Genomic DNA, 13,673 nt, shown 5'->3' on the forward strand with positions numbered 1-13,673 from the left:
AGATCGTTTCTCGCTGATGGGGCGGCCTCTCGTGTCCCGTCGCACTGCAGTTGTCCGTTGGTCTTGCCCTGAGCTGCCGGTTTGCCAGGATGGCTGCGAACGCCTCTCCTCGCGTTCTCAGCGAAGCTGGCTTCTGCGGAACGTCCAGCGGCAGTGAGCATCGACACCTCAGAGGGTGATGCCGAGGAGGAGCGAAATCTCTTGGTGCCTGCGACGAAGTGGACCATGGTGTCGTGATGAGTACTGAAGTGGAGCCGGTCGAGCACGAGGACCGGTGGGTCCTGAACCTCCGAGGCCTGAGTGTCGTCAGGATCAGCATCGACTTTCGGCTGCCCCTCGTCCTGGATGCAGGTTGGGAAGTCGTGCTGGAAACACCAGCTCGGCTCTCGACTGGGTCACTCCACACCAGTCCTGGTCTGCCGCTGACACCGGAGTCCCAGGACGTGGCTGCGGCTCTTCCACTATTCGGGGCGAAGGTTCTGTCCGCGGTTGCGTTCAAGTCCGGCGTCCTGCGGATGGTGTTCGACAGTGGCACGCATCTGACGTGTTCGGCCGACGCATCGTTCGAAGCCTGGCAGGTCACAGAACCACGAGGATGGAGTTTCATCTCGTTGCCCGGTGGCGACCTCGCCGTCACCCGGTCCAGCAGCATCAGCCCGACGAGCACACCATCGCCGACCTCGCCGAGCTCTTCTCCGTCAGCCGCGCCACGGTGTACCGCGTCCTTGAAAGCCACTAGGCCCCCAGCAGCAGCGCCTTCAACCTCCGGCGGGCAGTGACGTGCTGCCATACGTCTACCAGGTCACCAAGTACGACCCTGCCGACCGCGATCAGCACGGCCACTACGCCGGCGTCGAGCCTGCGACCAGTGACCACGGAGCGGTCGAAACCGCATACTTGCAGGCCATCGCCGCCTTCGCCGAAGAAGCCGATGTCGACCAGTTGGCTATTCGCGAGCCGCAGATCGGCGGCTTCGCCGACTTCGGCGCGGAGCCACCGGTCGACGGCTACGGCCTGGCCGACCTCTTTGCAGCCGGCCTCACCGGGTTCCACGACGGTGCCCTGGTATCGATGGCCGCCGGCCTGGAACTCGTCCGGGCCATGCTCCGCGACAACGGCGCCTGGTGCCGTCTGGAGGCGGAGGGAGCATTCGCCGTGCACGTCGGCTGGGACCAGTACCTCTACATCGGCAGCAGCTGCCCTTGCGAAGCGGCGCTGGCCCGCACCCGCTCGCTCGGACTCTTCCCGGAACGCGTGCACGCATCGCCGTACGACTTCGCCCCCGATGACCCACAGCACGTACAGCGCCCGGCCGACGCCGACTTCTTGGACCGCCTGCACTGGACGATCAGCGGCCGCCTCGCCACGTTCCTGGAGGAGACCTACGCCGCGAACGCCTCCCGCTGGCACCGCCTCACCCGCGACAACATCGAGACCGTGCGCTCCCGGCTGACCCCGCGCTCCCAGCTGAGGCTAGTTCCAGCATCGTCTCGCGGGTGATGTTCAGGCGTTCCAGGGTGCGTTCGGCGGCGGCGAGCTGCTCGGTGAGGAGCGCGATCTGCTCACGCAGTTGTCCGGTCGTCTCGCGTACCAGCTGCTGCCGGGCCTCGATCTTGTCCAGGAGATGGTTCACCGGTGCTCCTGCCGGGTGGGGGTTCTCGGTGCAGGGCGGGCGGGTCGCGCCAGGTCACGGTGGTGGTGCGGGTGAGGCGGCGGAGCATGACGTCACTCATCGACCAGTGGATCCACGCCACCGAACTGGCCGGCCTGGTCTCGTAGTCACGCACGAGGCGTCTGTGCAGCATGAGGGTGCCGAGCGTCTGCTCGACCACCCACCGCTTCGGCTGCGGAGTGACCCCCTTCGCCCCCGGCTCGCGCTGGACGATCTCCCCGTCGATGCCGAGGCGGGCGCGGTGCTCCACGACCGCCTCCTTGAACCCGGCGTCCCACGCCTTGGTCACCGTCGGCGCGCTGGCTGCGACTTTGTCCAGCAGGGCGGTCCCGATGGCGTTGTCGTGCACGCTCGCCGCCACCACGAGCACGGCGGTGACCAGGCCCATCACGTCGGTGGCGATGCATCTTTTCCGCCCCGGGCTCCTCTTGCCCGGATCCAGCCCGGTCGTCTCCTTCGGCGCGTTCGTGGAGACCCGCACGGTCTGCGAGTCCATCACGATCGCGGTGGGGTCCTCGCGCGCTTGCGTATCTCCCGGGCCTGCCAGCGCAGCAGGTCGTGGACGGTCTCGGCGGTCCGTCGTCGCGCCACAGACCGAAGTAGTAGTACACCGCGCTCTTCGGCGGCAGGTCATGGGGCAGATAGCGCCACTGGCAGCCGGTCCGGGCCTGGTACAGCAGCGCGTTCACGATCTCCCGCAGGTCGTAGCCGCCCTGGTGGCCGCTGACCGACTGGTGCTGCCCCTTCCAGGCAGCGATCACCGGCCGGATCAACTCCCAGGCCTCATCCGACAGATCACTCAGGTACGGCTCCCGCTCACCCATACCCACCAGCGCACCGCATCCCCGGACGTCCGTGAAGCCCCAGAATCGGACAACCCGCCCTCAACAGCTACGAGAACCGCTGACACTCGCAGAACGCCCACTCAGGGGCGTGGGTCAGTAACAACGTCGCCTGGGGCGACGTCGGCTCCAGAGCCGGGGGGCTCGGCCTGGCTAGGCTGCCATTCATGAATTCGGAATCGATCAATGGTGTGACCGCCGCCGAGCTCGCCATCCTTGACGCTTCGGAGCTGGCTCGCGATCCGGAGTTGGAAGCCGGGTTTGCGGAGTCGGCGCACCGGATTCTGGCGGACCTGGTCGGTCGGGGCGCCGCGTTGGGATGGGCCGAACCGCCCTCGTTGGAGGAGGTCGCGGGACTTCTTGATCACGTTGTCTGCGCGGTGCGGGCGGGGGATGCGGCCTTGCGTGTCGCTTACCTGGACCGCCGCCTTGTAGGGCTGGGGTACTGGTTGCGGTACGCCCGGCCGACCCATAAGCCGCACGCCGATCTGGAGAAGATCGCGGTAGACCGTGCCGTCCACGGTCGTGGCGTCGGCCGGGCGCTGACTGCCGCCTTGATCGGGGATGCCCAGGCAGTCGGCGTCGAAGTTCTCACCTTGGACGCCCGTGGTGACAATGCCAATGCCCTGCGGCTCTACCGCTCGCTGGGCTTTGCCGAGTACGGCCGTCTCCGCGACTTCGTCGCCGTCGGGCAACGTCGCTACGACAAGGTGTTCTACATGCTGGACTTCCGCCAAGAAGGCTGACGGCCGCCACCCGCAAAAAGCTCTGCGAACACCCGCCGCTTGTTCGTGATCATTTGTGCGGAATGATGGCGGTATGCATGGTGGGGATGGGGTGTTCGCGGTCGAGCCGGTCGAGAAGAAGTGGCCGCAGGGCCGTCCGGCGACGATGGACAAGCGGTTTAGGGCGTTCGACCCGCACCAGGTCCTGCTGCCGCCGTCGTCGCTGGACGACTGGCTGCCTGAGGGGCACCTGGCCCGGTTCGTCGCGGACCTGGTAGATGACGTGCTGGATCTGGGGCCCATCCTGGCCGACTACACCGAGAATCGCGGCTTCCGGGGTGGGCCGGTAGCGTCGCGGCCATGCTGAGAGTGCTGATGAGCCGCCGCTGAACGACCTGAATGATGAGCAGAGCCAGAAGCTTCTGGGCGAGGTTGGCCCGAATCGGCCACCACCGCCTCCGCCAACCTGAGCAGGATGCCCTCCTTGCCGCGGACCCGCTGAGCTACTTGTCTTCGCCGTAGCTTCGGGAACTGCGCCGGGACCTGCACTACGCACATCAGGGCAAGATCAGCGAACGCTGCCTGGCCCGGCAGACCGAGCAGGCGTGGTGCCTGACCGTGCTGACCAACTCCGTGGTGGCCTGGACGACAGAGTATTACGGCTTGGCCATCGCCCAGATGCGCGCCGAGGGCCGGGCGGTCGACGACGAACTGCTCGCACACATCTCCCCGGCGCACAGCGAGAACTCAAAACCACGGCACGATCAACGTCGAGGTCGACACCGAACTCGCCAAGCTCAACCCGGCCGGCTACCGGCCACTGCGGGAGCGCCGCCCGGAGCGCACATAGTGGAGCGTACGGCCCTCCAGCGAGCCGCTCCAGGAGGCCGGCCTCGTCGCGTGCGTCGGGGATCTCGTTGAAGGATGAGCGTTCATCAGCGGCGGGCCAGGATGCCTTCGGGCACGGTGGTACCGGTCGGGCCAATATCCGCTGCCGCAACTTGCGCAAGGTAGTGCCGCTTGGCCTGGCGCGCCCGGCCGTCGGCGCATACACGCGATCACGTGTGATGTCCATACGACACTGTGTCGAACGCCACCCAAGTTCATGAAGTAACCAAGATCTTGTTAGCGCATGGTTCACCTGCATAACCTCTCCAAGATCCATTCATGGCCCCGCTCCCTCTCGGGCATCGGGGCACTTGACATTGGGAGTTCGGATGGGCCTTAACGCGCAGGGCTTTGCCATCATCGATACGCCTCCGCTGGACGACCGCACACTGGCCGAGTTCGAGAAACTGCCGCTCGACCCCTACACCGGTTCCACCCAGAGGTACCGCCGCTTCTCCCAGTTCCGACTTGTCCACGACGGCGGGTGGAAGCTGGAACTGCTGCCGCACCGCCACTTTGCCCAACCGCGCCAGTTTAACGACCTCGTCGGTGGCCAGATGCGCACCCTGGAACCTTTGACGGGGGACCCCACGCCGCTCATCGCGGCTGGCGCGGAAGCCCTGGGCCTCGACAAGGACACCGACTGGCAGCTCAACATCCATCAGTGCCGGGTCGTGTCCACCCTCGATGTAGAGGGTGTCGCCGCCCCCGAGGGGCCGCACCGGGACGGCCACGAGTACGGCATCGTCGCCGTCACCCGCCGCCAGAACATATCCGGCGGCGAGACCGAGCTCATGCCGCTCGGCGGGGGGGAACCGTTCTTCCGGACCACCTTGGAGGACGGCCAGGCGATCGCCTTCGACGACCGCCTGATGTTCCACAACGTCACCGACATCGAGCACCTCACTGAAGAGGGGGGCCACCGGGACGTGTGGCTGGTGGCGGTCAACTCCTGGGACAACCGGCGCTACGGCGAGGAGTACGAAGCCGAAGTCCGCGCGAGCAACGAGGCGTGATCGACATGCTGAATCCAGTGCACGTCCTCCCGGCCGATGCGACAGCCGGTGACATCGCGCCCGTCTACGATCGCATCGGCGTCGGCTACTCCTCCGTACGCCGCCCCGACCCACGGTGGGCGCATCAGATCCAGGAGTCGTTGGGAAACCCCCGCACGGTCCTCAACGTAGGGGCGGGAACCGGCGCGTACGAGCCGACCGGCGTGCCGGTCGTCGCGGTCGAACCGTCATGGGAGATGCGGGCGCAGCGCCCCCCGGACGCCGCTCCCTGCGTCGTCGGCGGCGCGGAGAGCCTGCCCTTCGACGACCAGAGCTTCGACGCGGTCATGGCGGTGCTGACTGTTCATCACTGGTCGGACCTGGAGGCCGGGATCTCCGAACTCCTCCGGGTCGCCTCCCGATTCGCCATCGTCACCTACGACATGGACGTACAGGCCGACTTCTGGTTCACCCGCGATTACGTCCCGCAGATCGCCGCAGCCGAATGTTCCCGCGTGCCGTCCCTAGACCGCCTCACCACACTTCTCGGGCCGTGCGAGGTCACGGAGTTGTCCGTGTGGCACGACTTCACGGACGGGTTCATGACCGCGTTCTGGCAGCGACCGGAGGCATATCTCGATCCTGCGACGCGTCAAGCGTGCTCGGCCTTCGCGCTGACGGACGAGCACGCTGTCGCCCGCGGCGTCGCGCGGCTGAGCGAGGATCTCGCTTCCGGTGACTGGCATCGCCGTTACGCCGACCTGCTCACACGCCAGCACATCGATGCGGGCTTCCGTCTGCTCACAGGTGTCTCGCGGTACGCCGCACCGGCGCGAGATTCGCACGAGAAGGGGATACGCCGATGAGCCAGGACCAGCCGGACAGCCGGTCGGAACCGGGCTGGGACTATGAGCGACTGGTCGGCATCGCGCAGCGGCGCGGCACGCCCGTGCACGTACTGGACTCCGCTCGGCTGGACCGGGCGACGGAACATCTGCTCGACGTGCTCGGCGGGTTGGGCCGGCCGGCCCATGCGTACTACTCGGTGAAGACCAACTACCTGCCGTATCTGCTCCGGCGCCTGGCCGGTCACGGCATGGGCGCGGACGTCGTCTCGGGATACGAGCTGGAGGCCGCGCTGGCCGCCGGGTTCGACCCGGCGGCCACGGTGTTCAACGGCCCGGTGAAGACCGACGCCGAGCTGGCCACCGCGGTGCGGCACGGTGTGCGGGTCAACATCGACGGCGAGCAGGAAATAGCGGCACTGGGGAGCATCGCCGCCCGAGCGGGGCAGACCATCGAGGTGGGCATCCGGATCTCTCCCGGTGTGCCGGTGTCGACCTCCTCCGACCCCTCGTACCGGACCCAGGCCGAGCGGGCGGCGGCCCACAACCGCTTCGGCTGGCCCGCGGGGTCACCGCAGCTCGCTCGTCTCGTCGAGCAGATCGCCGAGTCCCGCCACCTGTCGCTCACCGCCGTCCACGCCCATCTGAGCAGCCAGATCGTTCACCAGGACCTGATGCTCCAGGCGTTGGATCGTGTGCTGGACGAAGCCGCGGTCCTGCACCGTCGGTTCGGGCTGCGCGAGGTCAACATCGGTGGCGGCTTCGGCGTACCGGGGATCCGACGACCCCGTACCGGCCCGCTGACCGCACTGTGGACTGCGCAAGGGGGTACCGCCCCCGCCCAGGACGACGAACCGGTCCTGGAGGTCGCACGGCTGCTGCCGGAGCTGGACAAGCGAATGCAACGCATCGGCCTGGAAGGCGTGGCCCTCGCCTGCGAGCCGGGCCGCTGGCTGGTGTCGGACGCCATGGCCATGGTGACGCAGGTGATGTCGCGCAAGGAACTGCCGGAAGCCCGCTGGCTGATCCTGGACGGCGGCAACAACGTCGCCCCGTGGGTCGGCAGCGGCGAGATCCACCGCCTGACACCCGTCGGCCGAGACTTCTCGGCCCGGCGTAGCACCTGGTCCGTGGCCGGCCCGCTGTGCTACGAGAACGACGTCCATGCCGCGGCTATGGAACTGCCGGACGACCTCCGGCCCGGCGACCTGCTGTGCCTCCACGACACAGGGGCCTACTCCCTCGGACGCAGCAACAACTTCATCCGGACCAGGGCCGGGGTCGTCGCTGTCGACGGCGATCAGGAGGAGTTGGTCTGGCGGGCCGAGACCGGCGCGGACGTGTTCAGCCTGGCAGACCCCGTTCCGCCGGGTGCGACCCCTGGAACACTGTAATGGTCAAGGGCTACCTGGAGCTCCTGAGACTCCCGGGCGCGAGCGCGGCGGCAGTACCCGCCGCGCTCGCGCGCCTGGCCGGAACCATGGTTCCGCTGGCGTTGCTGCTGACACTCGTCCAGTCGGGCCGCTCCCTCGCGGTCGGCGGCAGCGCGGGTGCGGCGTACGCCGTGGGCAGTGCCGTGGGAGGGCCCGTCATCGGACGGCTGATAGACCGCATCGGCCCCAGCCGGGTGCTTCTCCTCACCGGGCCGGCCGCGGGTCTCGTCCTGGTCGCGATCGCGCTCTGGGCCAAGGCGGCGTCAACGGGTGCGGTGCTTGCCGCCGCGTGTGCGGCGGGGCTGAGCACCGCACCGGTCGGCGCGTCGATGCGGGCGCTGTGGGGCGGCCTCACGGAAGACGCCGGGCTGCGGCAGAGGGCCTACTCCTTCGAGGCGACGCTCAGCGAGCTGCTGTTCATCCTCGGGCCGTCCGCCGTCACGGTGCTCGGCACTCTGCTGGGGTCCCGCGGTGCGCTGCTGGCCACGGCGATACTCCTGGGAGCCGGAGGCCTGGGATACGGACGGGCGACGGCCGTACGGAAGCACCGCCCCCGGCCTCGGCCCGGCGCCGCCCGGACGGAGAAGACCCGGGACGGGTCCGGTTCCCGGCGGACCGCGGCCTCGGCCGTGCTGGCGGCCACCGCTCTGACGGCGGCGCTGTCCAGCGGACTCGTGGTGGCGGTCACCGCGTCGTTGCAGGACCAGGGGTCGGCACCGGAACTCGCCGGAACCCTGGTCGCCCTCCAGTCCGCCGGAAGCGTGGTCGGCGGGCTGCTTTACGGTGCCCGTACTTTCGGGGGCACGACGTACCACCGGTACGTGAGGCTGCTGGTCGTGCTGACCCTCGCGCTGGCCATCCTGCCGACGACGCGATTGGCGCACGACGCCGGGTTGTCGGCCTCCTGGGCACTCGTGCTCCTGGGCGCCCTGCTGGTGCTCAGCGGCCTGCCGATCGCCCCGGCCGGGGCGGAGGAGTTCCAGCTCATCGGAGAAATGGCTGCCCAGGACAAAGCGACCCAGGCTTTCGCGGGCGTCGGCAGCGTCATCGCGATCGGCGGAGCGGCGGGCTCGGCCGTCACGGGCCTGGTCGCCGACCACTTGGGTTCGGCTGCGGCTCTTTGCCTACCGGCCGTCTTCACGCTCGCCGCCCTCCTAGTGAGCCTGGCAGGCCGAAAATCAATCATCCGAGCTGTTGCCACCCCCGAGGTGGAGCGCACCGAACTGCTGGCCCCGAACAATGGAGAACCACACGCATGAGCACCGAACCCGGCGTACTCGCCGTCGTTGAAAGCCAGTTGTCGAACTTCGGGCTGACTCCGTTGCGCGCGGCTCACGAACTCGGCTTTCACACATTGCTGGTGAGCAACGACCCGGACCGCTACCGCGTGGTTGGTATCGCCGAGGAGGTATTCGCCAAGCACATCGACCAGATCATCCAGGCAGACACCAACTCCGTGGAGACGGTCGTCGAGGCCTTGCAGCCGTTCCATGCCGAGGGCCGCCTGCGGGGCGTGATGACGGTCACCGACTACAACATCCCCATCGTGGCCGAGGTGGCGGCCCGCTTCGGCTTGCCGGGCCTGTCCCCGCAGGCCGCCCGCGCATGCCGGGACAAGCTGCTGATGCGGCACGCCTGCGAGGCGGCCGGTGTCGCGGCACCGGGCTTCCACCAGGCCACGAGCGAGCAGGAAGCCCTCGACGCCGCGGACCGGTTCGGTTACCCGTGCGTGGTGAAGCCGATGACCGAGTCGGCCAGCATCGGCGTCACCCTGTGCCGTACGCAGGACGAGGTCCTCGCGGCCTACCGCGACATCAGCTCGGCGCTAACCGACTTTCGCGGCCAGCCCCGGCGTCCCGGCGCGCTCGTGGAGGAATACCTCCTGGGCTTTGAAGTGAGTGTCGAATCCGTTCTGGTGAACGGCGAACGGCGAGTCCTGGGCGTGACCGACAAGGCGCTCGGTGCCCACCCGTACTTCGTGGAAATGGGCGATACCTTTCCGTCGATGCTGTCGGCACCGGTGCGCGAGCAGTGCACCAACCTGGCCTGCCGGGCGCTGGAAGCGGTCGGACACGACTTCGGCGCCGCGCACGTCGAGGTGAAGGTGACCGCCAAGGGCCCCTACATCGTTGAGGTCAACGGCCGTATGCCCGGCGCGGAGATCACTCAGCTCATCCGCGAGGCGACAGGCATTTACCTTCAGCGTGAGGTGGTCAGGCTCCACACGGGGCAGTCCGCCGATCTCACGGCAACCCGCGATCAGGCCGCTGCCTCCCGCTACCTGGCCGCCGGCGCATCCGGCACCCTGACCGGGATCGGCGGCGCGGAACTGGCGCGGCGCGTCCCCGGCGTGGTGGATGTGGACCTGGAAGTCGAGCCGGGGGACCGGGTCCGCCCGGCCGAGAGTAATCTCGATCTGCTGGGCTACGTCGTTGCGGTCGGCGACACCACCGGCGACGCGGTGCGCAGGGCGGAGGCGGCTCTGGGCCAGCTCACCCCGGTGATTGCCCCTGTGACCGGGGGCGAGCGATGAGCGCCGCGCCCGGGACGGACCACCCCGAAACGGTGGATGTGGTCGTCCACCGAAGCCTGAAGGAGGTCGACGCGGGGCGGTGGGACGCACTGCTCGGACCCCGCGGCTTTTACGCCGCAACCCCCTGGCTGCGGCACGCCGAGGGCACTGCCGCCACGCCGCCGTACTACTTCACCGCATTCGATGACCACGAGCCGGTTGGTGTCCTGCCCGGCTACCCGCTGGAGCACGGCACGCCGTACGTCTTCTGTAGTCCAGACCGGGTCATTGACACCATCCACCGGAGCGCGACGGGGGAAGACGCCCCCTGGACGGCCGAGCTACTGCCCGCTCTGGCCTGTGGGGGCCGCAATCCCTCACATACCAAGGCAGGAATGCACGGCGGCTTGGATCGGGGCCGGCAGCGCGAGACGCTCTCGGCCCTCGTGAGGGCCGCCGAACGAGAGGCGTGGGCGGCTGACTTGCAGGCCGTGTCATTTCTGTACGTCGACGAGGACGACGATCTGCTGCGCGGGGTCCTCACGGACCACCAGTACCTCGCGCTGCCCGGCCAGACCGCGTACTCCATGCTAGTCCCGGACGACGGCTCCTTCGACACCTACCTGGCGGGATTCGAGCAGCGACGTCGAGTGAAGATCAAGCGGGAACTGCGTGCCCTGGACGAGGCGGGGGTCACCTATCTCACGCAGCCGCTCAGCGCGGACATCATTGAGCAGCTGGCTCCGCTGGAGCTGGCTCTGTACGCCAAGCACAGCACCCCTGCCAATGCGGATGCTTTCAGAGCGGTCCTGCACAGCATCGCCGACCACGCGGGCGCTGCGGCGCGCGTCACTACCGCATACCTCGACGGACACCTGACAGGCTTCGTTCTCACGTTCACTCACCAGGGCGAGATGTACGCCCGCCAGGCCGGATTCGACTACGAGGCGCAAGGCAAGCTGCCGATCTACTTCGGCCTGGTCTACTACGAGTTGCTCCGGACAGCGCTCGCCGAGGGCCTTTCACAGATTCACTATTCCACCGGGTCGGACCGGGTGAAACTCTCTCGTGGTTGTACTCCGCGGCGGCAGATCGCCTATGTCAAAGCTCGCCGCGCAGAACACATGGAACAGCTGTCGCAACTCGCAAAGCGCTGTGACAAATCCGCTAGCCTCGATCTTTCGTGACGGCCCGTCGGTTTCTTCGGCGGGCCGTTTCGGTTGTTCGGGCTGGTGGTGGCCAGGCTGATGGCCCGGCTGTCGCGTCGGGTGGGCGCCGGGTTCCACGGTTCCGGTCGGGGTGGTGCTGCTCGCAGGGATGGGAACGTGCTGGTCAGCCGGGGTTCGGGAGGGCTTCGAGTCGTACCAGGGCATCGGTGATCACGTCGGTCCAGGGCCAGTGGCGTGCGAATCTCAAGTGCCGGCGGCGGGAGGTCGTGATGATCTGGGCGGCGGCGGAGAACAGACGGAGCCGGAGACGGCGGGGTTCCCACCTGCGGGTTTTGCCGGTCAGAGCGAGCATGGGCATCCAGGCCAGCAGGTCGAGGGCGAGCTGGACGATCTCCAGCCAGATCTGGTTCTGCGCGGTGTCGTGCAGGGGCAGGTTGGGGTCTGTGTAGCGAACGGTGGAACTCGTTCGGATTTCTTTAGCGGCGTCCGGCGGTGAGCCGGCCGTCGAAGGCGATGTCGAAGGCCTGGAGTGCGGCCTTCCACCGCATGGTCCACCGCTTGCGTCCTGCGCCGGTGGGGCAGGGTCATTGCATGATCGGGATCTGTCCGGGTTGATCACTGAGGCCGAGGGCCGACAGCGGTCGGTGGTAGTCGCGGCTGGTGCGTCGGAGGGCGGCGGCGATGTTGGTCTCGCCGTTCTGGCGGAAGAGGCTGATGGCGAGGTTGCGCAGGCTGGCCATGGTGCGGGGCAGGGTCCCGGTGCGGACCTTGGAGTCGTCCTCGCGGAAGGTCCGGTCACGTACGTGGTGCAGGAGATTCTCGATGCCCCAGTGGCCCCTGATCCAGGCGGCGAGCTCGGCCGGGGTGGCGTCGAAGACATCCAGGCTGGTGATCAGGTAGACGCGCTCGATCGTCAGCTTCCCGGTGGCGAGGTCGCGGCGCCATCGCACGACTTGGATCGCCTGGCGGGCGCCGGGGTAGTCGATGTGGCGGAACGCGGCGACCTTGAGTCGGCGGATCTCATCGCGGTGGTGAGCCCGCTCGCGGGTGTGGTGGTCCAGCGGGACCTCGGCCCAGGGCAGCTTCCTGACCTGCGCATACAGGCCGGGGTGGTTCTTCTTGACGATGGCCAGGTAGTGGGCTCCGCGCTCGATGAGGTAGGCGCCGTGGCCGTGCTGGGTGTGCAGGGCGTCACCGGTCAGCACGGTGCTCTCCAAATCAATCGTGTCCAACAGAGGCTGGAAGGCGGGTATTTCGTTGCTCTTGGAGGCGATCTGCCGCTGGGCCAGGACTACGCCGTGGTGGTCCATCGCGGCCAGCAGCTGGATCGCGGTCGTGGTCTGGGTGCGCGAGCCTCGCACGGTCTTGCCGTCGACGGCGATGGCCCGCAGGGCCGGCCGTTTCGGTGGTGGTTCGGGTGGCGCCGGTGGCGGGGTTCTGGCCCGCAGGTATGCGCCGATGGCCGTGTCCAGCGCGTCGCCGTCGACGTGCTGGAGCAGGCGGCGGACGGTGGCGGCGTGCGGCACCGTCCGGAGGCCGGTGAGAGGGTCGGCCGGAAAGCCGAGGAGCCCCAGGACGTGCTGCGGCGCATCTGTGATCCATTCACTGATCGCGATGAGCGAGCGGGCACCGGTCAGGACCGCCGCCGCGGCCGCACAGAGCAGCGCGTGCGCTGGATACCGTCGCCCCTTCCGTCCGCGAGGATCGGGCACCAGATCCAGGAAGCGACGCAGGTCAGCAGCGTCCCCCTCGGTGGTCCGGGCATTCGCAAGGGCCAGTTGTTCCAGCCCTGCGGGCATGGGCGATGATGTTCGGGCAGGCACGGTCTCGCTCGGTTCTCATGGGTCTCGACAACCACATGATCACCAGCGCCGTGCCTGCTCCGCGTTCTGGGCTCTTCTCGCCCCAAGCTGGGACATGACGTCACGTCACGCACGAGACCGGCGAACCGGACCGACCGCCTTCACGCAATGACCCTGGCCGGTGGGGTCCAGGCTCATCACCGCCAAGTACACGCATTTCAGGGCGGCTTGATCGTTGGGGAAATGGCCGCGAGCTCTTACCGCCTTGCGGATGCGGGCGTTGACGCTCTCGATCGCGTTGGTGGTGCACACGATTTTCCGGATCTCCACATCGAACTGGAGGAAGGGGACGAACTCCGCCCAGGCGTTCTCCCAGAGGGCAGCGCATAGTGCCCCTGATCGTGTTGATTCTGTGGATTCGTTGACCGTCACTCACCCGTTCCATCCGTGGTCGGGGCGCCGGGTGCGCGTGTGCCGGACGGTGCGCCGTTCGGGGCAGCTGGTCTTCATCTGCACGGCCGGTGACGGCATGACGGTGACGTTGCCGCAGGCGTGGACGGATCGCGCTCCAGTCGCGAGTGAGAACCGGCTCGCGATCGAGGGGCTCTGCGCGCTGTCTGCCCTGGTGAATGCCCTGATGAGCCGTTGCGGCGAGCCGAGCGGCGGAGGAACGTCATGAGGGGCGGCCCGCTTGCAGTCGCCCGAGTGGAGGTGACGGGCGGTGACGCATGCCGAGGACTGGAACCGGGTTGCTGCGCTGCTGGTCGCGAACATGATCGAGTCTGCTCTG

The 13,673-nt window shown here is 68.0% G+C and carries 12 protein-coding genes and 5 pseudogenes; 12 read left to right on the forward strand and 5 right to left on the reverse strand.

Annotation, left to right across the window (positions count from 1 at the left end; all coding sequences use genetic code 11):
* Positions 1-236: 236 nt before the first annotated feature.
* The 3 genes and pseudogenes from ACLLJJ_RS32790 to ACLLJJ_RS32800 all read left to right on the forward strand — a co-directional run.
* Positions 237-581: pseudogene (locus tag ACLLJJ_RS32790) on the forward strand (DUF6188 family protein); the annotation flags it as partial.
* Between the two features lie 14 nt (positions 582-595).
* Positions 596-739, forward strand: a complete 144-nt coding sequence (locus ACLLJJ_RS32795) for a helix-turn-helix domain-containing protein (protein WP_434597892.1) — start codon at positions 596-598, stop codon at positions 737-739.
* 41 nt (positions 740-780) lie between these two features.
* A complete protein-coding gene (locus tag ACLLJJ_RS32800; protein ID WP_434597894.1) occupies positions 781-1,500 on the forward strand; it encodes an RNA-binding protein in 720 nt (239 codons plus the stop codon).
* A gap of 164 nt (positions 1,501-1,664) precedes the next feature.
* Here ACLLJJ_RS32800 and ACLLJJ_RS32805 read toward each other — a convergent pair.
* Positions 1,665-2,496: pseudogene (locus ACLLJJ_RS32805) on the reverse strand (IS5 family transposase); the annotation flags it as partial.
* A 185-nt stretch (positions 2,497-2,681) separates the two neighbouring features.
* On the opposite strand from ACLLJJ_RS32805, the gene ACLLJJ_RS32810 reads away from it, so the two are divergent.
* The 9 genes and pseudogenes from ACLLJJ_RS32810 (at position 2,682) to ACLLJJ_RS32850 (ending at position 11,099) form a co-directional block, all read left to right on the forward strand.
* The gene (locus ACLLJJ_RS32810) at positions 2,682-3,260 is read left to right on the forward strand and encodes a GNAT family N-acetyltransferase (protein WP_434597896.1); all 579 of its coding nucleotides are present in this window, start codon (positions 2,682-2,684) and stop codon (positions 3,258-3,260) included.
* 145 nt (positions 3,261-3,405) lie between these two features.
* Positions 3,406-3,573, forward strand: a pseudogene (locus ACLLJJ_RS32815) (IS5/IS1182 family transposase); the annotation flags it as partial.
* A gap of 197 nt (positions 3,574-3,770) precedes the next feature.
* Positions 3,771-4,160, forward strand: coding sequence for a Tn3 family transposase (locus tag ACLLJJ_RS32820; RefSeq protein ID WP_434600585.1), 390 nt, complete (start codon positions 3,771-3,773; stop codon positions 4,158-4,160).
* Between the two features lie 296 nt (positions 4,161-4,456).
* A complete protein-coding gene (locus tag ACLLJJ_RS32825; protein WP_434597898.1) occupies positions 4,457-5,143 on the forward strand; it encodes a 2OG-Fe dioxygenase family protein in 687 nt (228 codons plus the stop codon).
* Between the two features lie 5 nt (positions 5,144-5,148).
* Positions 5,149-5,988: a class I SAM-dependent methyltransferase gene (locus tag ACLLJJ_RS32830; protein ID WP_434597900.1), complete on the forward strand. Its 840-nt coding sequence runs from the start codon at positions 5,149-5,151 to the stop codon at positions 5,986-5,988.
* On the forward strand, positions 5,985-7,361 hold the full coding sequence (locus ACLLJJ_RS32835; RefSeq protein WP_434597902.1) for a diaminopimelate decarboxylase family protein: 1,377 nt from the start codon (positions 5,985-5,987) through the stop codon (positions 7,359-7,361). The genes ACLLJJ_RS32830 and ACLLJJ_RS32835 overlap by 4 nt, the downstream gene beginning before the upstream one ends.
* Positions 7,361-8,659 (forward strand): MFS transporter, encoded by a 1,299-nt coding sequence (locus tag ACLLJJ_RS32840; RefSeq protein ID WP_434597904.1) that lies wholly within the window; start codon positions 7,361-7,363, stop codon positions 8,657-8,659. The genes ACLLJJ_RS32835 and ACLLJJ_RS32840 overlap by 1 nt, the downstream gene beginning before the upstream one ends.
* The gene (locus ACLLJJ_RS32845) at positions 8,656-9,933 is read left to right on the forward strand and encodes an ATP-grasp domain-containing protein (protein WP_434597906.1); all 1,278 of its coding nucleotides are present in this window, start codon (positions 8,656-8,658) and stop codon (positions 9,931-9,933) included. Before ACLLJJ_RS32840 ends, ACLLJJ_RS32845 begins: the two co-directional genes overlap by 4 nt.
* A gap of 32 nt (positions 9,934-9,965) precedes the next feature.
* Positions 9,966-11,099 (forward strand): GNAT family N-acetyltransferase, encoded by a 1,134-nt coding sequence (locus ACLLJJ_RS32850; protein WP_434597908.1) that lies wholly within the window; start codon positions 9,966-9,968, stop codon positions 11,097-11,099.
* 145 nt (positions 11,100-11,244) lie between these two features.
* Here ACLLJJ_RS32850 and ACLLJJ_RS32855 read toward each other — a convergent pair.
* From ACLLJJ_RS32855 to ACLLJJ_RS32870, 4 genes and pseudogenes are all read right to left on the reverse strand, one after another.
* A pseudogene (locus tag ACLLJJ_RS32855) lies at positions 11,245-11,517 on the reverse strand (transposase); the annotation flags it as partial.
* A 148-nt stretch (positions 11,518-11,665) separates the two neighbouring features.
* Complete coding sequence (locus tag ACLLJJ_RS32860) at positions 11,666-12,880, reverse strand: ISAs1 family transposase (RefSeq protein WP_434597910.1); 1,215 nt, start codon at positions 12,878-12,880, stop codon at positions 11,666-11,668.
* 129 nt (positions 12,881-13,009) lie between these two features.
* A pseudogene (locus ACLLJJ_RS32865) lies at positions 13,010-13,261 on the reverse strand (transposase); the annotation flags it as partial.
* Positions 13,262-13,315: 54 nt separating this feature from the next.
* Positions 13,316-13,657 (reverse strand): hypothetical protein, encoded by a 342-nt coding sequence (locus ACLLJJ_RS32870; protein ID WP_434597912.1) that lies wholly within the window; start codon positions 13,655-13,657, stop codon positions 13,316-13,318.
* Positions 13,658-13,673 lie beyond the last annotated feature (16 nt).

It is taken from the genome of Streptomyces sp. A5-4, assembly GCF_051131715.1.
Classification (GTDB): Bacteria; Actinomycetota; Actinomycetes; order Streptomycetales; family Streptomycetaceae; genus Streptomyces.

Bases quoted from the DNA above. Each gene is read 5' to 3' on its own strand.
- ACLLJJ_RS32835 (WP_434597902.1), top strand. From the start codon at position 5,985: ATGAGCCAGGACCAGCCGGACAGCCGGTCGGAACCGGGCTGGGACTAT.
- ACLLJJ_RS32795 (WP_434597892.1), top strand. From the start codon at position 596: ATGGAGTTTCATCTCGTTGCCCGGTGGCGACCTCGCCGTCACCCGGTC.
- ACLLJJ_RS32840 (WP_434597904.1), top strand. From the start codon at position 7,361: ATGGTCAAGGGCTACCTGGAGCTCCTGAGACTCCCGGGCGCGAGCGCG.
- ACLLJJ_RS32825 (WP_434597898.1), top strand. From the start codon at position 4,457: ATGGGCCTTAACGCGCAGGGCTTTGCCATCATCGATACGCCTCCGCTG.
- ACLLJJ_RS32860 (WP_434597910.1), bottom strand. From the start codon at position 12,880: ATGCCCGCAGGGCTGGAACAACTGGCCCTTGCGAATGCCCGGACCACC.
- ACLLJJ_RS32845 (WP_434597906.1), top strand. From the start codon at position 8,656: ATGAGCACCGAACCCGGCGTACTCGCCGTCGTTGAAAGCCAGTTGTCG.
- ACLLJJ_RS32870 (WP_434597912.1), bottom strand. From the start codon at position 13,657: ATGTTCGCGACCAGCAGCGCAGCAACCCGGTTCCAGTCCTCGGCATGC.
- ACLLJJ_RS32830 (WP_434597900.1), top strand. From the start codon at position 5,149: ATGCTGAATCCAGTGCACGTCCTCCCGGCCGATGCGACAGCCGGTGAC.
- ACLLJJ_RS32810 (WP_434597896.1), top strand. From the start codon at position 2,682: ATGAATTCGGAATCGATCAATGGTGTGACCGCCGCCGAGCTCGCCATC.